The organism is Kitasatospora sp. NPDC059827, from assembly GCF_042731675.1.
Taxonomy (GTDB): domain Bacteria; phylum Actinomycetota; class Actinomycetes; order Streptomycetales; family Streptomycetaceae; genus Kitasatospora.
This window is the reverse complement of sequence record NZ_JBHWIV010000010.1, coordinates 97,321-116,455: the sequence shown is the minus strand read 5'-3', so window position 1 is coordinate 116,455 and position 19,135 is coordinate 97,321. Positions and strand designations below refer to the sequence as shown.

At 73.9% G+C, this 19,135-nt stretch carries 16 protein-coding genes; 10 read left to right on the top strand and 6 right to left on the bottom strand.

Annotation, left to right across the window (positions count from 1 at the left end):
- Positions 1–16: 16 nt before the first annotated feature.
- Positions 17–1,231 carry a hypothetical protein gene (locus ACFV8H_RS09215; protein ID WP_380397831.1) on the bottom strand — a complete coding sequence of 405 codons (1,215 nt, stop codon included), beginning with the start codon at positions 1,229–1,231 and terminating at the stop codon, positions 17–19.
- 131 nt (positions 1,232–1,362) lie between these two features.
- Positions 1,363–2,385: a 2-hydroxyacid dehydrogenase gene (locus ACFV8H_RS09210; protein WP_380397829.1), complete on the bottom strand. Its 1,023-nt coding sequence runs from the start codon at positions 2,383–2,385 to the stop codon at positions 1,363–1,365.
- 186 nt (positions 2,386–2,571) lie between these two features.
- On the opposite strand from ACFV8H_RS09210, the gene ACFV8H_RS09205 reads away from it, so the two are divergent.
- The 5 genes from ACFV8H_RS09205 (at position 2,572) to ACFV8H_RS09185 (ending at position 8,092) form a co-directional block, all read left to right on the top strand.
- Positions 2,572–3,288, top strand: coding sequence for a hypothetical protein (locus ACFV8H_RS09205; RefSeq protein WP_380397827.1), 717 nt, complete (start codon positions 2,572–2,574; stop codon positions 3,286–3,288).
- 16 nt (positions 3,289–3,304) lie between these two features.
- Positions 3,305–3,892 (top strand): GNAT family N-acetyltransferase, encoded by a 588-nt coding sequence (locus ACFV8H_RS09200; RefSeq protein WP_380397825.1) that lies wholly within the window; start codon positions 3,305–3,307, stop codon positions 3,890–3,892.
- A 381-nt stretch (positions 3,893–4,273) separates the two neighbouring features.
- On the top strand, positions 4,274–5,443 hold the full coding sequence (locus tag ACFV8H_RS09195; RefSeq protein ID WP_380397823.1) for a damage-control phosphatase ARMT1 family protein: 1,170 nt from the start codon (positions 4,274–4,276) through the stop codon (positions 5,441–5,443).
- Positions 5,444–5,615: 172 nt separating this feature from the next.
- Positions 5,616–6,998, top strand: a complete 1,383-nt coding sequence (locus ACFV8H_RS09190) for an amidase family protein (protein ID WP_380397821.1) — start codon at positions 5,616–5,618, stop codon at positions 6,996–6,998.
- Between the two features lie 194 nt (positions 6,999–7,192).
- Complete coding sequence (locus ACFV8H_RS09185) at positions 7,193–8,092, top strand: S1 family peptidase (RefSeq protein WP_380397819.1); 900 nt, start codon at positions 7,193–7,195, stop codon at positions 8,090–8,092.
- Positions 8,093–8,201: 109 nt separating this feature from the next.
- On the opposite strand, the gene ACFV8H_RS09180 is transcribed toward ACFV8H_RS09185, so the two are convergent.
- Positions 8,202–11,462 carry a bifunctional cytochrome P450/NADPH--P450 reductase gene (locus ACFV8H_RS09180; protein ID WP_380397817.1) on the bottom strand — a complete coding sequence of 1,087 codons (3,261 nt, stop codon included), beginning with the start codon at positions 11,460–11,462 and terminating at the stop codon, positions 8,202–8,204.
- Positions 11,463–11,630: 168 nt separating this feature from the next.
- Here ACFV8H_RS09180 and ACFV8H_RS09175 point away from each other — a divergent pair, with 168 nt between their 5' ends.
- From ACFV8H_RS09175 to ACFV8H_RS09165, 3 genes are all read left to right on the top strand, one after another.
- On the top strand, positions 11,631–12,314 hold the full coding sequence (locus ACFV8H_RS09175) for a LuxR C-terminal-related transcriptional regulator (protein ID WP_380397815.1): 684 nt from the start codon (positions 11,631–11,633) through the stop codon (positions 12,312–12,314).
- Positions 12,315–12,383: 69 nt separating this feature from the next.
- Positions 12,384–12,617 (top strand): hypothetical protein, encoded by a 234-nt coding sequence (locus tag ACFV8H_RS09170; RefSeq protein ID WP_380397813.1) that lies wholly within the window; start codon positions 12,384–12,386, stop codon positions 12,615–12,617.
- A gap of 238 nt (positions 12,618–12,855) precedes the next feature.
- Positions 12,856–13,359: an LURP-one-related/scramblase family protein gene (locus tag ACFV8H_RS09165; RefSeq protein ID WP_380397811.1), complete on the top strand. Its 504-nt coding sequence runs from the start codon at positions 12,856–12,858 to the stop codon at positions 13,357–13,359.
- A 27-nt stretch (positions 13,360–13,386) separates the two neighbouring features.
- On the opposite strand, the gene ACFV8H_RS09160 is transcribed toward ACFV8H_RS09165, so the two are convergent.
- Positions 13,387–15,042: a histidine decarboxylase gene (locus ACFV8H_RS09160; protein WP_380397809.1), complete on the bottom strand. Its 1,656-nt coding sequence runs from the start codon at positions 15,040–15,042 to the stop codon at positions 13,387–13,389.
- A gap of 184 nt (positions 15,043–15,226) precedes the next feature.
- Here ACFV8H_RS09160 and ACFV8H_RS09155 point away from each other — a divergent pair, with 184 nt between their 5' ends.
- Positions 15,227–15,718 (top strand): Lrp/AsnC family transcriptional regulator, encoded by a 492-nt coding sequence (locus ACFV8H_RS09155; RefSeq protein WP_380397807.1) that lies wholly within the window; start codon positions 15,227–15,229, stop codon positions 15,716–15,718.
- 59 nt (positions 15,719–15,777) lie between these two features.
- Here the strand turns inward: ACFV8H_RS09155 and ACFV8H_RS09150 are convergent, their stop codons facing one another.
- Both ACFV8H_RS09150 and ACFV8H_RS09145 read right to left on the bottom strand, forming a co-directional pair.
- Positions 15,778–17,064: an MFS transporter gene (locus ACFV8H_RS09150; protein WP_380397805.1), complete on the bottom strand. Its 1,287-nt coding sequence runs from the start codon at positions 17,062–17,064 to the stop codon at positions 15,778–15,780.
- Positions 17,065–17,148: 84 nt separating this feature from the next.
- Complete coding sequence (locus ACFV8H_RS09145) at positions 17,149–17,874, bottom strand: TetR/AcrR family transcriptional regulator (RefSeq protein ID WP_380397803.1); 726 nt, start codon at positions 17,872–17,874, stop codon at positions 17,149–17,151.
- Positions 17,875–17,969: 95 nt separating this feature from the next.
- Here ACFV8H_RS09145 and ACFV8H_RS09140 point away from each other — a divergent pair, with 95 nt between their 5' ends.
- Positions 17,970–19,094 carry an FAD-dependent oxidoreductase gene (locus ACFV8H_RS09140; protein WP_380397801.1) on the top strand — a complete coding sequence of 375 codons (1,125 nt, stop codon included), beginning with the start codon at positions 17,970–17,972 and terminating at the stop codon, positions 19,092–19,094.
- The last annotated feature ends 41 nt before the right edge of the window (positions 19,095–19,135 follow it).

Below are 19,135 nucleotides of genomic sequence, written 5' to 3'. Positions count from 1 at the left end.
GACCGGGAGGCCGACGTCATCGGAGTTCGACGGTGACGCCGTACGCCCTCAGGAGGCTCACGGTCTCGTCGAAGTACGACCGGTCGCCGCGAGGGTCGAGGATGTGCTCGGCAAGAGCGGTGCGGGCGACCTCGGCCTGGTGCCAGACGAGGGTGAACGGGGGGACGACGGAAGGTCCGCCGAACAGGTAGTCCTTCACGGATTCAAGGCCCCCTCCGTAGTTGGCACCGGGGCCGAGGAGGGCTTCGCCGAGTGCCAGGAGCAGCCCGTGTTGGTCTGTGACGTGCCGCCCGTCGAGGTGGTAAGTCCCGCCCGAGCGACCGATACCCACCCCGTACGGGCCGACGCTGGTGAGGTCGAGCCACGCGGACCTGCCCCGGGCGTCGAACCGGGCCCACTGGTTGGGCTGAGTGGGAACCCCGGCGTACCAGACGTCCCAGACCTGGCGGGCCGCCAGGGTGGGGCGCTCGGCCAGCCCGGGTTCGTGCCGGCCGCCGCCGCTGGGGTCGGGGACGGTGATGTCGATCAGGGCCCCGCCGAGGACGGACGGGCGGGCGTCGCCGGGGCGGAAGTGGAGGCCGTACCGGATCATGCGGCGGCCGTTGCGGTCCAGCGCCCACAACGCGAGGACCTGGCCGTCCTCCTGCCGTGGCGAGCGGAGCTCGGCGAGCAGGGGTTCGGCGGGTTCACACCCGATCAGGTGCAGTGGCTGGACCTGCCACCGGGGACGCGGACCGGACAGGCCGTCGATCGACAGGCAGCTGCCCTCCAGGCCGGTGGCCGACAGCTCGAACCGCGGGGCGGCTTCGAGCTGCGGGCCCCAGTCGTCCTCGACCCCGGCACCGACGGTGATGTCCACACGATCGGGATCACCGGGCGTGGGACGGTGGGCCAGGACGGCTACGTTCTCCAGGCCCCAGAACCGGGAGCCGCCCGCCGCGGGATCCTCGGGGTGGATGCCGAGGCCCATGTCGCCCAGCAGCCGCACCGGATCGGTCGACCGCAGGACCGCCCGGGCCAGCGCGCTCCCCCGCGGGCACCCCCGCAGCGTCAGGACCTCACGCGGCAGCGGCGGCGGGTCCATGAACAGCCCCTCGACCTCCGCGCAGCGCCCCCAGAGCTCCTCCGCCTCCTCGTCATCGTCGTCGTAGTACTCCCGCACCAGCAAGTACCGGACCGGGAAGTCCCGCCCCCACCCCACGTGCTCCTCGGACCGCACACCACTCCCCATCAGCCGACGATCTTCACTCGCATTCGCTCGCACACGATACGAGTCACCGCCGCCACAGGCCTCCGAATATCGCGCACCCGGAACAACCCTCCCCACCGGTCCTGCCGTAACCGGCCCGCCGACCCCATGGCTCAGCTCACCACCGGCACACCCTCCGGCCGGCCCGCGAGCAGCGCGGCGACGTGGTCGGCGCAGCGCAGTGCCGCCTCCGCCATGGCGCTCCTGGTCATCCCGGCGACGTGCGGGGTGAGCAGGGCGTTGGGCAGCCCGGAGAGCGGCGAGGCGAAGGCGGCGTGCTCGTGGGCGAAGGTGTCCACGGCGGCCGCCGCCAGTGGGTGGGCCGGGTCGCGGAGGGCGTCGGCGAGGGCCTGCTCGTCGACGATGCCGCCGCGGGCGGTGTTCAGCAGGATCGAACCGGGCCGCATGCGGGCCAGTTCGGCGCGGCCGATCAGCCCCCGGGTGTCCGGGGTGAGCGGCACGTGCAGGGAGACCACGTCGCTGGTGGCGAGCAGGGCCTCCAGGCCCACGACCGACCGTACGGTGGCAGGGGCCGGGTGCCGGGTGAGGGCCCGTCCGATCCGGCCCAGCCCGACGATGCCCAGGGTCAGCTCCGACAGTCCGACCGCGGGCGCGCCGGGCGAGCTCCAACGGCCTTGCTGCGCGGCCTCGTTGTACGGCACCAGATTCCTGGTCAAGGCGAGCAGCTGGGCCAGCGCGAACTCGGCGACGGCGTTCGCGTTCGAGCCGGGCGTATGGGTGACCGTGACCCCGAACCGGGCGGCGGCGGCCAGGTCGACGTGGTCCGTGCCCGCCCCCGCCCGCCCGATCACCCGCAGCCGGTGCGCCAACCCGGTCTGCGTCACCGCCGCGAGGAGCGCGGAGCCCAGCGGCACACCGGCCCGGGACTTGAGCGCGTGGAAGCCCAGCCCACCGCGCGTCAGCTCGGCGAGCAGCGCCGCCTCGTCGAACAGGTCGACGTCGGTGAACTCCACCTGCCCCGCCCACCGGGCCGTCACCCCCGCAGGATCCGCCACCCGCCGCAGGTTCAACGTGACGGCCAGACCGTGCCCGACCAGGCGCTCCAGCTCCCGGTCGAGCAACTCCCCCGGCGCCGCGTCCAGCACCAGCATCCGCTTCGGCCCCACGGCCACCACCCCCTCACGCTCATGTCTGCCAGCAGTGTGCGGCCGCCCCCGATCGTGCCCGGTGCCACTGACACCCCCGCACCTCCCCGAGTTCCACAGCTCCCCCACCACCGACCTCCACAAGCGGCCCGCCCCGGTAAAGGGCTCTCCCCCGGCACCGCCCGTCCACAGTCCGACCTGGCAGGATCTGCCGCCATGACGCACCACGAGACGCCCGCGCCGGCCGCCGGCCACCCGCACCGGCGGGGTGGCCGGGCCGGCGGTCGCCGGACTCCGCGCGGGAAGAACGACGTGCCGTGGCCCCGGCGGCCGGTGCTGACGGCGCTGTGGATCCCGGCCGCCGCCGTGCTGCTCCCCGTCGGCGGGGCGCTCGGCGCGTTCGGGCCGTGGTTCATCCTGCCCTCGCTGGCCCTGGCCCTGACCGGTGGGGCGGGCCTGATCTACGCGGTGCTGTCCCTGGGGCAGTCCGCGGTGGTGCGGGGCCTGGCGCTGGCGCTGCTGCTCGCCCCGCTGATCGCCGTCCCGCTGATGAGCCTGAACACCACTCAGGCCGCCGTGCTCTCCCTGCGGGGCACCGTGCACCCGGGCACCGTCACGGGCGTCACGGTGCACCACGGCAAGGGCACCAGCTACTCCTGCACCGTGCGCTACGACGACACCCCGGCGCGCAGCCGGTCCGTGTCCTGCGGGTCCTTCGACGCGGCGGGCGAGCGGGTGAGCGTCACCGAGGATCCGGACGGCCTGGTGGACCCGGAGTTCACCGCGGCCGCCGAGAACCCCCGGTTCGACTTCGCCATGGTGGGCGTCGCCGACCTGTCCCTGCTGCTCATCGCCGGTGTCGCGGCCGGCGTGGGTGCGCTGGTCCACCTGCTGCGGGGGCGCCGAAATCCCGTTGCGCCGGCGGCGGGGTGACGACCATGATCCGTGAATGGAGCTGACGGAGCAGACGGAGCAGACGGAGCAGACGGAGCTGACGGAGACGGCCGAGCCGGAGATCGACCTGGGCGAGGTGCTGCTGCGCCGTTTCCGCGGCGAGGCGGACTTCCCCGAGCTCTTCCGGGTCATCGAGGAATCGCTGGAGCACCTGCGGCCCTGGATGCCGTGGGTCGCGGAGCACAGCGAGGCCAAGACCACCGAGTTCCTGGCCGAGCGGCCGGGGAAGTGGGAGAGCGGCCAGGACTTCACCTACGCGATCCTGCTGGACGGCGCGATCGTCGGCGCCTGCGGGCTCTTCCGGCGCGCGGACACCGCCGACAACGGCCGGGAGATCGGCTACTGGCTGCACCCGGCCGCCACCGGCCGCGGCATCGCCACCCGTACCGCCCGGGCGCTGGTCGACCAGGCCTTCCGGCTCCCCGGCGTGGACTTCGTCGAGATCGTGCACGACCCGGCCAACCTCGCCAGCGGCGCCGTCCCGGCCCGCCTCGGCTTCACCGAGCACGCCCGCCGCCCGGCGAAGGCGATCGCCCCGGCCGAGACCGGCGAGGAGCAGATCTGGCGGCTCCACCGCAGCTGACCGACCGGCCCTGCGGCCGGCGAGGGCCCGGCGGCCCGCAGCCGTGGGGGATTGCGTGCGGACCGCCGGGCGGCGCCGGTCGGACGGGACGATCCGGCCGGGCGCCGTGGGAACGAACGCGACCGGAGACTCACGCCTCCGTGCGGAGCGCCCCATTTCGAACCCCGCAGACCGGCCGCATACCCTCTGCTGCGACCTTGCGCGTTCGTTCCCACGCCCAGGAGAGCCGGCGTCGGCGCGACGGATAACACTTTTCTCCCCGGCCCTTCCGGCGCCCTTGATCGTCTACCCTCGGCTCGGACCGCCGACCGCCGGACCCCGCACCCCCCGCACCCGTACCCCCGCCCCTCGGCGGCGACGACGAGAAAGCCGAGCCCCACCGTGCCGAACGCCCCCGTGATCCGCAGCGACGCCCCCGGCTCCTTCGCCTGGGGCGTCTTCCACGAGCGCCACCCCGAGCTGGTCCGCCGGGTCCTCGGCGCCCTGCCGTACGGCCCGGACCAGCGGGCGGCCGTGGAGCGGCTGCTCACCGAGAGCACCAGCGGCGTCCTGGAGCCGCCGGCCGCGGACGGCCCGGACGCCGCCCGCTGGCTGGCGTGGGGCGAGGGACTGTGGGGCAGGCCGTGGGGCGAGGCGCCGTTCCTGTGGGCGGAGAGCTGGTTCTACCACCGGCTGCTCGACGCCACCGGGTACTTCGGGCCCGGCGCCTGGCAGGGCGTCGACCCGTTCGCCCCGTTCAAGGACGCCGAACTGGCCGGACCGGCCGTCGACGAGGAACTGGCCGCGCTCGACGGGCTCGACGCCCTGCCGGAGCCGCGCCGGACGGACGCGCTGCTGCGGTCCGCGCTGTGGGGCAACCGCGCCGACCTGAGTTTTCAGCTCACCGCCGAGCCGGGCAGCGGCCCGGCCGACGCCGACCTGCTCGCCGACGACAGCGCGCTGCTGCGGGCCGAGTTGCAGCGAGCCGGCGGCGGGCGGGTCTGCGTCATCGCGGACAACGCGGGCCGGGAACTGCTGCCGGACCTCGTCCTGATCGACCACCTGCTGAGCACCGGCCCGGTCGCCGAGGTCGTCCTCCACGTGAAGCCGCAGCCGTACTTCGTGTCGGACGCGACCACGGCCGACGCCCTCGCCGCGGTCGAGCGCCTGCGCACCGCGCCGTCACCGGCGGCCGGGGCCGTCGGCCGCCGCCTGTGGCGGGCGTTGGAGAGCGGCGCGCTCACGATCCGCACCCACCCGTTCTTCTGCGCCCCGCTCCCGTACCACGACCTGCCGGACGACCTGCGGTCCGAACTCGCGGGCGCCGCGCTGACGATCCTCAAGGGCGACCTCAACTACCGCCGCCTGGTGGGCGACCGCGACTGGCCGCCGACCACCCCGTTCCGCACGGCGGCCGAGTACTTCCCCTCGCCCGTCGCCGCCCTGCGCACCTTGAAGTCGGACGTGGTCGTCGGCCTCGCCCCCACCACCGTCGCCCAGCTCGACGCCACCGGCGCCCCGTGGCGCACCACCGGCCGCCACGCCGTCATCCAGGTCCGCACGCACCGGTAGCAGGGGCTCCCGCGCCGCCGCGGCACCGGTTCCGGGCCCGGATCCCGCCCCGGTACGGTGTGACCGACCGTCACCCGAGCCCGTCAGCACGCCCGTACGTCAGCACATGAGTACGCCAGTACGTCAGTACGTCAGTACGCCAGTACCTCAGCACCGAAGGAGCCGACCCCCCATGGCCGAGCACCACACCACCTCCGGCCGGGGCCGCGCCCACGACCTGGTGTCGGCCGCGCTGGAGCGCGCCGCCGCCGTCTGGCACCTCAACGCCTTCATCACGCTCGACGCCGAGGGGGCGCTCGCGCAGGCCGCCCGCAGCGACGAACGCCGTGCCGCCCGGGCCGGCGGCCCGGCTCCGTGGTCCCTGGTCGTCAAGGACAACACCCACGTCGCCGGCCTGCCCAACACCGCGGGCACCCCGGCGCTCGCCGGCTTCGTGCCCGCCGCCGACGCGCCCGTGGTGGCGGCGCTGCGGTCGGCCGGGGCGATCGTGCTGGGCAAGACGAACATGCACGAGCTCTCCCTGGGCGCCACCTCGTGCAACCACACCTTCGGCGCGGTCGGCAACGCCACCGACCCGGCCCTGTTCGCGGGCGGCAGCAGCGGCGGTACGGCCGTCGCGGTGGCGGCGGGCGTGGCGGAGGCCGGGCTCGGCACCGACACCGGCGGGTCAGTCACCATCCCGGCCGCGCTCAACGGCGTCTACGGCCTGCGGCCCAGCGCCGGGCGCTACTCCTCGGCGGGGGTCACCCCGCTGTCCACCACCCGGGACACCCCCGGCCTGATGGCCCGCACGCTGGAGCGCCTCACCACGCTGGACGCCCTGGTCACCGGAGCCCCCGCAAGTCCCCCCGCCACCCCCGCCCCCGCCGACCCGGTGCGCCCGCTGCGGCTCGGCCTGCCGAGGCAGGTGTTCGCCGAGGACCTGGAGGACTCGGTCCGTACGGCGTGGGAGCAGGCCGTCGACCGCCTCACCGCCGCGCGGACCGAGTGGGTGCCGGTGGACACGGCGCACCTGGTCGAGTACGACGACCGGATCGGATTCCCGCTGGTCTTCGGCGAGTTCGCCACCGCCCTGGGCCGCTACCTGGCGGAGCACGGCGCGGGGCTCGGCCCGGCCGAACTGATCGCCGCGGTCGGCGACCCGGACATGGCGGCGCTGCTCGGGGCCGCCGCCCTGCCCGCCTCTCCCGGGTACCCGGGAGAGGCCGGCCTGCGCGGTGCGCTCGCCACCCGCCGCACCCTCCAGGAGGCCTACACCGAGCTGTTCACCGCGCACGGCCTGGACGCGCTGCTGAGCCCGACCGTCCCGGTGTGCGCCCGGCCGCTACGCCGGTACGAGGACAGCCTCCCGCTCAACGGCCGGGACGCGCCCACCTTCCACACCCTGATCCGCAACACCTCCCCGGCGGCCACCGCGGGCCTGCCCTCGGTGACCATCCCACTCCCGGTCACCGGCTCCGCCCCGGTCGGCGTCCAGCTCATCGGGCCCCGGCTGGCCGACCGTGAACTGCTCGCCACGGCCGCCCGGGTCGACGCCGTCCTCCGGTGCCGGTGAGCACGGCGCGCTGAGCCGAACCGCGTCGCACGCACAACTCCGCACGCCCGGACCGTGCATCCGACGCCGTCCGGGAAAGGCTGTACCGGAACCGTCCGCTCTCCGCATACTTCCGGTCAGCGCCCGTCAGGAGCAGCTCGCCCGTGCTGCTCCCAAAGGCGCCACCCCCAGGGCCCGCCCCCAGGAGGAAGACCATGCGCAGGACCGCCGCCCGCATCCCCGGGACCACCGCACTGCTCGCCCTGCTGACCGCCACCGCCCTCACCGCGCCCTCCCCCGGCGCCGCCGCCGCGACCGCTGCCACTACCACCCGCACCACAGCGCCCACCCGCACCGCCGCCGGGGCCGAGCGGCTCGCCACGGTCAGCGACGCCGTCCTGAACGCCGAGGTGGACGGGACGGCCTGGTACGTCGACCGGGCCGGCGGCCGGGTCGTGGTGACCGCCGACAGCACGGTCTCCCCGGCCGCGCTCGCCGAGCTCGTACACGCCGTCGGCCCCGACGCGCCCGCCCTGACCGTCCAGCGCGTCCCCGGACGGTTCACCCCGCTGCTGGCCGCCGGCGACGCCGTCTACGGCGGCCGCTACCGCTGCTCGCTCGGTTCCAACGTGGCCGACGGCGGCGCCCACTACTTCCTCACCGCCGGGCACTGCGGGAACGTCGCCGCCACCTGGTACGCGGACGGCGCCCACCGCACCGCGATCGGCCCGACCGTCGCCTCCACCTTCCCCGGCCACGACTACGCGCTGGTCCGCTACGACAACGAAGCACTCGAACACCCCGGCGTGTTCACCTCCGCCCCCGACGCGTACGTGGGCGAGGCGGTCACCCGCACCGGGTCGACCTCCGGCACCCACACCGGCACGGTCACCGGGCTCGACGCCACCGTCCGCTACACCGGCGGCGGGACGGTCCGCGGCCTGATCCAGACCGACGTCTGCGCCGAGCCGGGTGACTCCGGCGGCCCGCTGTACGAGGGCGACAAGGCGCTCGGTCTGACCTCCGGCGGCAGCGGGGACTGCACCACCGGCGGGACGACCTTCTTCCAGCCGGTGAACGCGGCCCTCGCCGCGTACGACGTCAGCGTCTACTGACGCCGGTGCACTGAACCTCCCACTGACGCGTTCCACCGACGCACCGGCCGCCCGGCCGCCGCTCGGTTCCGAGCAGCGGCCGGACGGCCGTCCCGCGCCGAACGGGCCCTCAGCCCGCGTACACGTCCTCGACGTAGCGGCCCGCCTCGACCAGGCCCTGCAGCCAGTCCTGCGCCTGCCGCTCGTCCGCCCCCGGCGTGCGCTCCCGGTAGAGCGCCCGGAAGGCCTCCCGCACGCCGGGCGCCATCCGCGCGCCGTCGCCGCACACGTACACCTCGGCCCCGGCGGCGAGCAGCTCCCAGACCTCCGACGCCTCGGCCGCGACGCGGTCCTGGACGAAGCGCCGCCCGTCCTGCGGCCGCTCGCTGAACGCGGGCCGCATCGAGACGGCGCCGGCCCGCTCGGCCTCCTCCAGCTCGGCCCGGTGCAGGTAGTCGGCGTCCGGGGCGTCGCAGCCGAAGTACAGCAGCGCCGGGGCCAGTTCGGCCCCCGTCCCGAGCAGCGCGCGACGGTCGGCGACGGCGCCGCGGAAGGGCGCCAGGCCGGTGCCGGCCGCGATCATGACCACGGGGGTGCGGTGGCCGATCCGGAACGCCTCCCGGCAGGGCCGGACCCGGGCCAGCACGGTGTCGCCGACGGCCAGCCGGGCGAGGTGGCCGGATCCGGTGCCCCGGAAGGTGCCCCGGCCCGAGCGGGCGGGCGCGTCGAGCACCGAGACCATCAGGTCGACCTCGTCCCCGTCGAGCGACGGCGAGGAGGAGATCGAGTAGTGCCGCGGCCGGATCGGCGGCAGCAGGTCCAGCAGCACCGGCCAGCTCAGCGCCTCCCGCAGGGCCGGGTGGTCCTCGACCAGGTCGAGCAGCGTGCGCGGGTCGTCCGCGGGCAGCGCCCGCAGCGCGGCCTGCTCGGGCGGGCAGGGGTTGAGCCCGGCCAGCACCGCGCGCTGTTCGGCGGTGGGGCGGTCCTGGAGCTCGACGTGGTGGGTAAGCAGCTCCCGGACGGTCAGCGGGCGGTCGACGGCGGGGCCGGTGCGCCGGTGGGCGACGATCCCGAGCACGGTGTCGAGCTCGGCGCCGAACAGCGCGGCAGCACGTTCGACCAGGGCGGGGTCGTTGGCCGGGAGCACGGTCAGGTGGTCGGCGGTCCGGTAGTCGGTGCCGTCCGGCAGGGCGAGCCGGACCAGGCGCTTGACCCGGTGGTAGCCGGGGTCGGTCAGGCTGTCGACGGCTGTGACGGTCAGCTCGCTCATGCCGTGCCGGGTGGCGAGCGCGTGCAGCGGGCCGCCGACCAGCTCGGTCACGGTGAACCCGGCCTCCTCCCGGGGCGGGGCCACCGCCCCGGCGTCGCCGTGGCGGGCCAGCAGCAGCTCGACGAGTGCCTCGGTGAACTCCCCCACCGTCCCGGCCAGGTCACCGGAGGCGTCGGCCTCGGCGCGGGTGAGCAGCCGGGTGCCGCCGAGGGCACCGAGGCGCTCGTCGATCAGGGTGGGGACGCGCTGGTAGGTGGCGGCGTAGGTCCGGTCGCCGATGCCGAGCACCGCGTACTCGACGCCCTCGGCCGCGCCGTCCGGGGCCTCGCCCAGTCGACGGACGAACTCGGCGGCGTCGTCAGTGGGTTGGCCGTTGTAGGAGGCGGCGGTGATCACCACCGGCCGGTCGGTGGGCAGCCCGTCGGCGTAGGCGTCGAGCGGCGCGACCGCGGTGTCGCAGCCGAGTTCGGCCGCCGTGTCGGCGAGTTGGCGGCTGAACTCGCGACTGGCACCGTAGTTGGAGCCGTGCAGGAACAGCAGGCCGGTGCCCTGGCGGACCCGCGCGGCGCGTTCCGCCGTGGGCGCGGAGCCGACCGGCCTGGCTGCCTGCGCAGTAGCGGCGGCACCGACGAGCGGCACGGGGGTGCGCGGGGCGAGGGCGAGGGTGAAGCCGTCGGGCTTGATGGTGAGCGTCTGCTTGAGGGTCAGCCGGTAGTCGGCGTGGTCGATCAGCCGGTAGCGGTGGACCAGCATACCCAACAGCATGGTCGCCTCGTGCAGCGCGAACTGCCGCCCGATGCAGGCGCGTTCGCCGGTACCGAAGGGCTTGAAGGCGTGCGGCGAGCGGGCCGCCTCGTGCTCCGGGTCGAAGCGGGAGGGGTCGAACAGCTCCGGGTTGTCGCCCCAGGCCGGGTCGCGGTGCAGCATCGGGGTCAGCACGAAGATCGGCGTCCCCGGGCGGACCGGGATCCGCCCGCCGAGCAGGGTCTCCGCGCGCGCCTCCCGGCTGAACTGGGGTGCCGTGGGCCACAGTCGGAGCGCCTCGTTGAGCACCTGCCGGGTGTACCGCAGTCGGCCGACGTCCTCGTACGAGGGCTCCGGGTCGGCCAGGTCGCCCCAGAGCGCGTCCACCTCCTCCTGGACCAGCCGGAGTTCGGACGGGTGCTTGGCCAGGTAGTGCAGCGCGAAGGAGAGCGCGCCCGAGGTGGTCTCGTGCCCGGCGATCAGGAAGGTGATCACCTGGTTGCGGATGTTCTCCATGTCCAGCTTGGTGCCGTCGGCGGGGTGGACGGCCCCGAGCATCAGACCGAGCAGGTCCTGCGCCGGACCGGCCTCGACGCCGCTCCCGGCCCGGGCGGCGATCACCTCGTCCACCACGCCGGCCAGGTAGTCGGCGTCCCGCCGGAACGCGGCGTCGCGCTCGCGGTGGTCGAGATCCGGGTCCCGGGTGAGCTTGGTCATCGCCCACTCCAGGCAGCGCACCATCGCCTCCACGAACGGGTGGGGCTCGTCCCGCTCGAAGGAGCCGAAGTCGAAGCCGAACCCGGCCAGTCCGATGGTGTCCAGGGTCATCCGGGTCATGTCGCCGGGCACGTCCACGGTCAGCCCGGCGGCCGCGCGGCGGTCCCAGGCCCCGATCACCCGGCGGGCCACCTCCAGCATCACCGGGTGGTAGGTGCGCATCGAGCCCAGGGCGAAGGCGGGCATCAGGATGTCGTGCGCCCTGGCCCAGTTCGGCTCGTCGTTGTAGGCGGTGAACAGGCCGTCCCCGGTGAACTCCCGGACGTTCTCCAGCGCCGGGCCGACGGCCTTGGTGAAGCGCTCCTCGTCGGCCAGTTCCTCCACCAGCTCCAGGCTGCTGACGACCAGGATCTCCCGGCCGTGCAGGCGCTGGAGGAACGCGGAACCGTGGGTTCTGGCGAGTTCCATGGTGCGCAGCACGGGGACGCTGACCGGCGGCAGGTCGGAGATGTCCACCAACGGGACGCCCGGGGCGCCGGCGTCAGCACCGTCATCAGCACCGGCGTTGGCGTCGGTGTGGGCGTAGGCGTCGGCCCGGAAGGCGGGCATGGCCTCGGCTGTCGGTGTCGCCGGCACGGCCTCGGTCGTGGTGTCGGTCATCGGTAGGTCCCTCCCACGGCAGGAAAGTTCTCGGTATCTCCACTCTCCGCCCTCGTCAGGAGCCCCGGACCGCGATCACTACATGATTGTGTAGTGCCGACGGCTGCACGAGACTTGCCCACGGCCTGTCAGATCTGGCGTGGGCGGCGGCCGCGGGGAGGAGAAACGATGATCCGACCGACCGACGGGTGCGGTCCCGCGCCGGGCACCCGCCTGGACGCCGCGGTGGTCTGGCGCAACCGGGCGCTGCGCCTGCTGGACCACAACCCGGTGCCCATCGCGGTCTGCGAGTGGGGCGGCCGGATCATGATCGTCAACCGCGCGATGGCCGCCGAGTTCGGCGGGCTGCCCGGGCAGTTGCGCAACCGCCGGATCCTGGAGTACTTCACCCTGCGGGACGACACCTCGCTGCAGACCCTCGCCGAGGCGATCCGGCTGCACCGCCGCTCGCAGTACTCCGTCGGGGTGTCCTGGACGCCCGCCGGCGGCACCGAGCGGCAGGGCGAGATGACGGTCGACCTGGTCAGCGACACCCCGGAGCAGACCCCGAACATGCTGCTCTCGCTCCGCGCCCTGACCGAACCGGCCGCCCGCCCGGCGCTCCCGGCGCCGCCCCCGCACCCGGAGGCCAGCCCGATCGAGGCCCGCATCCTGGCCGCCGCCGCCCGGGGCGCCACCACCGCCCGGATCGCCAAGGAGATCGGCCTCACCGCGGACGGCGTCAACTACCACCTCACCCGCCTCGCCCGCCGCTGGCAGCTCCCCAACCGCACGGCCCTGGTCGCCCGCGCCTACGGCCTCGGCGTCCTCAACCCGGACTGCTGGCCCCCGGAGCCGGCGCAGCCGCACTGACGGGGCCGGGGCCCGCGAACGGGCGCACCTGACTGGCCGTCACCCCCGGCACGTGCTCTCGTGAGGCACATGTTCACTTCATCCCCGGCCCGCCTGGCCGCCCCGCTCGTCGCCGTCCCGCTCCTCGCCGCCGCGCTCGCCCTCGCGGGCGCGGCGCCCGCCACCGCCGCCGTGCTCCCCGCCGACGTCACCGCCGAGCAGTGCCAGGACGCCGGCGGCACCGTACAGGGCGGGGGCTACTGCGTGGGCGCCGTCGGCGAGGACCAGTGGGGGGCGGACATCGACGGGCAGGGCATCGCCTGACCCCGTCGCCACCGCCCGGCGCACGATGCCCGCCACACGCCCGCCGCACCCATCCGCCACCGCCCGGCGCACGGCCCGGTGTCACCGCCGGGTCACCGCGGTGTCGGCGGATCGTCGCAGCCCGGTAGCGGACCGGTAAAGCCTCCACCCCCCGCCCCTCCCCCGCGCTGACCAGGCGCTACGCTCTGGGCCGCGCCGCGCCACGGGGGCCGGCGGCACCACCACGGGGGGACCCACAGTGCGCTACCTGGTCCGCGACCGCATGTTCGCCTTCCACGAAGAGGCCTGGATAGAGACCGAGCACCGGGAGAAGCTCTACCGGGTGAACCGGAAGTTCTTCCGGCTGCGCCGCACCTTCGCCCTGGAGGACACCCGCGGCGAGCACGTCGCGAGCATCGTCCGCAAGGCCTTCACCATCCACCACACCCTGCTGATCAAGCAGAACGGCGAGCTGACCGCCAAGATCAGCAAGAAGATGTTCACGCTCTTCGGCGACCGCTTCAAGGTCCGCCTCGGCGACGGCCGCCGGCTGCGGATCAACGGCAACCTGTGGGACCGCGAGTTCGACATCCAGCACGAGGGGACCACCCTGGCGCACGTCTCCCGGCGCTGGTTCACCATCCGCGACGCCTACGCCGTCGACGTCCTGGAGCAGCAGGACGCCCTGCTGCTGGTCGTCCTCGCGGTCTGCGTCGACCACGTGCTCCAGGACGCCAAGGGCGACCGGCTGACCAACCTCTGACGACGGGCCCTCAGCGACCACCCGCCGTCAGGAGGCGCCCAGGACCACCGGGTCCTCGGCGAGCTCGGCGAGCAGGGCGTCCAGCTTGGCCCGGTCCACCGAGGGCATCACGAAGACGTGCACGTAGCTGCGCCGGGTGGTCTCGTCGCCCGGGACCATCACCACGTCCTGGGAGGACAGCGACCACTTGGCCACCAGCTCCGGACTCGGCTTGCGGAACCGCACGGTGACCGCGCCCGGGGTGCGGGCCGGCCAGAGCTCGACGCCGAGCTCCCGCTCCATCGCGGTCAGGCGCCGCTCCAGGTAGGCGGCGAGCTCCTGGGCCTCGCGGATCCGGCCGACCTGGTCGCGGTAGGAGTACCGGGACAGGTGGTCCCAGAGGATCAGCGGGGAGAACCCGTTGCGGGAGCCGGCGAAGGTGGTGTCCGGCGCGCCGATGTAGTCGGGCTGGGACGGCGGCGAGATCTGGTACTTCACCTTGGTCATGTAGATGCCGCACGGCCAGGGCGCGCCGGCCCACTTGTGGCCGCTCATCGCGATCGAGGACACCATGTCGACCTCGCCGTGCCCGGCGGTGGGCAGCCGCAGCCCGAAGTCGAACTCGGGCAACTCCGCCTCGGGCGTCCAGCCGTACGCCTCCGGGTCCTGGGCGGCCAGCCGCAGGAACGGCGCGTAGCCGGCGCCGAGTGCGCCGTCCACGTGGATCCAGAAGCCGCGGCGCACGTCGACCAGCGGGCGGCCGGTCTGCGCGCAGCTGCCGTAGACGACCTCGCGGCGGACCAGCCCGTACCGCTCGAAGATCGGCAGCAGGCGCTCGCAGACCGCGCGGACGTCGTCGTGGGCGCCCTTGAAGGTGCTGCCGAGGTTGAGGTTGACGAAGACCGGGTGGCCCTTGGCGGCGAAGAACTCGACCAGGACGGCGAGGGCGTCGACGTCTATCTCCCCGGTGCCGTCCCAGGACAGGCCGGACGGGCCCGGGCGGGACGGCACCTCGGTGGGCCAGTCGCGGCGGCCGGTCACCGGGTCGACCAGCGGGCACTCGTCCGGGTACTTCTCCAGGCCGACGGCGTGGAAGGTCTCCACCCCCAGCACGGCGACGGCCTTGGCGAAGGAGTAGTGGGTGTCCTCGGAGTAGAACGCCACCGGGTGGTGGGCGTTCGGGTTCCGCCGGTCGGGGTCGGCCTTGACGTAGCGCACGGCGTCCAGGGGCTCGGTCGGCGGCTGGATCAGCGCCTTGCCGCTCAGGTAGTCCCGGGCGTTCCACAGGGCGTACATGTTGCCCTCGGTGGAGCCCATGGACAGCATGTAGCCCCAGTAGGACTCCGGGTCGGCCGGGTCGTGCGGGCGCTCGGCGTGCCAGAGCTTGGCGTAGTAGTCGAGCACGGCCCGCTCGACGACCTTGGTGTTGGGCTTGTAGCCGCCGCTCTGGAACGGGTCCCCGAGGTTGTTGATGTTGTTCGGCAGGAACCGGGCGAGGTCCAGCGCGGTGCCCTGCATGTCCTGGGTGGCCTGGTAGCCGACCAGGTGCTTGCGCTTGCGGGTCAGGTACTCGTCCACGGCGTCGAGCGCGCGCAGCCGCCCGGCCTCGTCCAGGCCGCCCTCGGGGAGGGCGAAGTCGCCGCCGTCCAGCTCCGGACCGGGGTCGACGGCGGTCGCGGCGGAGGGGAAGGCGGTCGGGCTCATGGGCGGGGCGCTCCGGAGGTGCGGGGACGACGGCGGGAGGTCGCCACCGTCACCCTGGGTGCCGGGGAGGACCGTCGGTAAGGATGGAACTTTCGGGCGCCCAGGGGAAGCCCTTCCGAAGAACATTCGGTTCCGGGTCGATCAGGTTTGCGAATCTGCGGAACGGGCTGGGATCCTGGCAGGCATGCCGAACAATCCGCAGGTCAGGCGGTCACCCCTCGACGACGTCGACCGGGCGATCGTCCGCGCCCTGGCCGACAACGCCCGCCTCCCGAACAACGCCCTCGCGGCCGCCGTCGGCATCGCCCCCTCCACCTGCCTGGCCCGGGTCCGCGCCCTCCAGGAGCGCGGCATCATCCGCGGCTTCCGCGCCGAACTCGACCCGGCCGCGATCGGCCTGCCGCTCCAGGCGATGATCTCGGTGCGGCTGCGCGCCCACACCCGGGAGCAGAACGAGAGCTTCCGCAGCACCGCCCCCGACCTGCCCGGCGTCCTCGCCGTCTTCCACATGGCCGGCTCGGACGACTACCTGCTGCACGTCGGCGTCGCGGGCCCCGAGTCGCTGCGCGACTTCGTCGTCGACCACCTCACCACCCACCCCGCGGTGGCCCAGACCCGCACCAACCTGATCTTCGAACAGATACCGGGCCGCCGCTACCTCGCCCCCGGCCCCTGACGGCCCGCCCGCCCGCCACTCCGACGAACCGTCAGGGTGACCCAGCCCCCGGGGGCGGCTCAGGCGGCGGTGTCCGCCAACTCCCGGCTGCGGCCCGCCCACCGGACCACCTGGGGCATGGCGAGGCCGGCCGCGACGAACACGCCGCCCATCACGAGCCAGCCGGGCGCCCCCCAGGTCACGCAGAGCAGGCCCAGCAGGCTCGGTGCGACGGTGTAGCACAGGCCCATGCCCATGCCGAACACTCCGGAGTACTGGCCCTGGGCGTGTGCGGGAGCCAGCCGGAACCGCAGTTCCAGCGACCCGGCCGCATGCCAGAGCGAGCCCACCGTGTGAACGGCGACGCCCACCGTCATCACGGCCACGGCGGCCCAGCCGGGTACTCCGGAGGCCGTTGCGATGACCGCCATGCCGACCATGAACGCCAGCCCGGCGCGGCGGACGGCCCGGCCGGCGACCGTGCCGCCCCTGACCCCGCGACCGGTCCGGATCTGCAGCAACACCACCATCACGGTGTTGACGCCGATCGCCGGACCGACGAACCACCGCGGTGCATCCGTGTGCAGGACCACCCACAGCGGCAGCGCGAACGACAGCACCTCGCTCTGGATCCACAGGATGCCGTCGAGCACGACGAACGCCAGGTACGGCTTGTCCTTGAGCGCGATCCACCGGCCTTCCTCGCGCGGGGACGCCAGGGGGTCGAGCTCGGGCAGCCCGACCAGGACGGCGGCACTGCCGATGAACGTCAGCGCGTTGCCGAGGATGAGGACGCGGTAGGCGAGGTCGCTGTCGATCTGCACCACCGCACCGGCCGCCATCGCGCCGAAGGTGCCGGCGAGCATGGCCACCGATCGCAGGTAGGAGCGGAACCTCGGCACCTCGTCACCGCCGAAGCGGCGGATCAACGGGCCACGGGCCGCACCACCGGACGCACCGGCGAGGTCCGTCACGGCCACGGCCAGCGTGAACGCCAGGAACGAGTGGGCGAACAGCAGCGACAGCATGGACAGCGCCTGGATCAGCAGAGTGACCACGAAGATGCCCCGCGGGCCGCGGCGGTCGGCCAGATGCCCCACCGGGATCCCGGCGACCAGACCGACCACCCCCGCGAGACCGAGAGCGAGTCCGACCTGGCCGACGGACAGCTGGATCACCTGATGGGCGTACAGCGGCACGGTCGCCAGGAAGGCCGCGGTGCCGAGCTGGTTGACGAAGCCGGCCAGGGCCAGCTTCCGCCGGGGACCGGACTCCGGCAGCAGCCCGCGCCGTACCGGCCAGGACGGGCGTACGTCGCCGACTCGCCCGGGAGCGCTGTCGGTTGACGTGGTGGTGGCTTGACTCACCCGGTACTCCGTTGTCTGTCGATCGTGTCGCGCCGGGATCACGGGTGTGCGGGTGAAGGCGGCGTGCCCACCCCACGCCGCAGGTCAACCGGTCGCGGGCCGCAGGTTGTTCATGAGCTGGCCGAGGGCGAACTCGAAGCGGTCGGATCCGGTGCCGGAGATCAGTTCCGCGGCGTGGCGTCGGGTCTGCGGGAACCGCTCGGCGGGCAGTGCGGTGAAGCGGTCCAACAACTCCTCCTGGCTGAGCACCCATTCCTGATCCGGGTGCCCGCGCCGGCGCCGGACCAGCGACTGCTCCAGCGCGTAGGCGCTGACGTAGAGGGACATCGCGTCACGGGCCCATCCGGCCGCCCTCGGCTCGATGCCGCCGGCGAGCAGGATCGCCAGGATTCCTTCACCGACCCGCAGCGTCTCCAGGTTGGTGGACACCGTGGCCAGCGCGGCGCGCGAGACTCCGGGGTACTCCAGGTACAGGTCGCGGATCTGCGTGTACACCCCGAGCAGTTGATCGCGCCAGGCGGCCGGGTCCGGTTCCGGGAGCACGACTTCGGCGTAGAGCCGGCCGATCAGCAGATCGTCGATGTCGTCCTTGTTGACGATGTGCGCGTACAGCGACGACGGACCGGTGCCGAGCACGGCGGCGACCCGGCGGATGGTCAGCGCTTCGTACCCCTCGGCGGCGACGACCTCCAGGGCGGCGTCGGTGATCCGTTCGACGGTGATCGGCTTCTTGCGTGGCGCCGGCGCGGCGGCCTCCGTCGCGGGTTGGGCGTGGCGGGCTGCGCGGCGCTGGCGGGGATCGGCGGGCATGTCGGCCACTGTACCTTGACACGATCAATGTTCGTTGCGTAGAACTTAGATCGTCAGGACGAACAAAGTTCGTCCCACTCTCCTGGAGGTGTGTGATGCGCGTTTCCGTCATCGGAGCCGGCCTCGGAGGTCTGGCCCTCGCGCAGGGTCTGCGCGGTGCCGGAATCGAGGCCGAGGTGTTCGAGCGCGACCCGGGGATCGCCGCACGGTTCCAGGGCTACCGGCTCGTGCTCACCCCGGTCGGATTCCAGGCGGTGCGCGACTGCCTGCCGACGCGCTGGCACCCGCTGCTGGACGAGATCGTCATGGACGCCTCCGCCGAACAGCTGATCCTGGACCAGCAGTTGAACGAGATCGGCAGGCTCGGCGCGGGCCGGACCGGCATCGTGGTCGACCGGCAGGTGCTGCGACAGCTGTTGCTGACCGGCCTCACCGTGCACACCGATGCCGCGCTGACCGGCTACGAGGTGCTGGCCGACGGCCAGGCCCGAGCCCGGTTCGCCCGCCGCGACCCGGCCACCGCCGACCTGCTCGTCGGCGCGGACGGCGTCACCTCCGCGGTCCGCGGGGTGCTCTCGCCGCAGACCACCCCGACCGACACCGGCGTCCGGTTCGTCATCGGCCGCACCCCGCTGACCGACGAGTTCGCCGACCTGTCCAAGGCCTACGGCTCGAAGATCACGGGCGACGGCGTCAGCCTGCTGCTCGGCGCGATGCGCTTTCGCACCCCGCCGAAGCAGGCCGCCGAGCGCCTGGCCCCCGAGGTCACGCTGCCCGACATCGGCGACTACGTGCGCTGGGCCATGATCCTGCCGCCGAACGGGTCGCTGGAGGACCTGACCGCACAGGACGCCGTGCTGTCCAGGATGGAAGGCTGGCACCCTCAGCTGCGCGCGCTGATCGAGCAGGCCGACCCGGACAACAGCACGCTGCTGTCCATCCGGGTCGTCAAGCCCGGTGAGCGCTGGGCCTGCGGCCCGGTCACGCTGCTCGGCGACGCGATCCACGCCACCTCCCCGACCGGCGGCAACGGCGCGAACACCGCGCTGCGCGATGCCGACCTGCTGCGCCGCTGCCTGGTCGAGGCCGACGAGGGCCGCCGCGACCTGCTCGGCGCGGTCGACGACTACGAGCGGCAGATGTTCGCGTACGGCGCCGAGGCCGTGCGCAGCAGTCTCGAGAAGCTGCCCGCCTTCGCCCCCGGAGCGAAGCTCTCCTGAGGCCGACGTCCACCGGACCGCTCCGCCTCGGGCCGGACGGG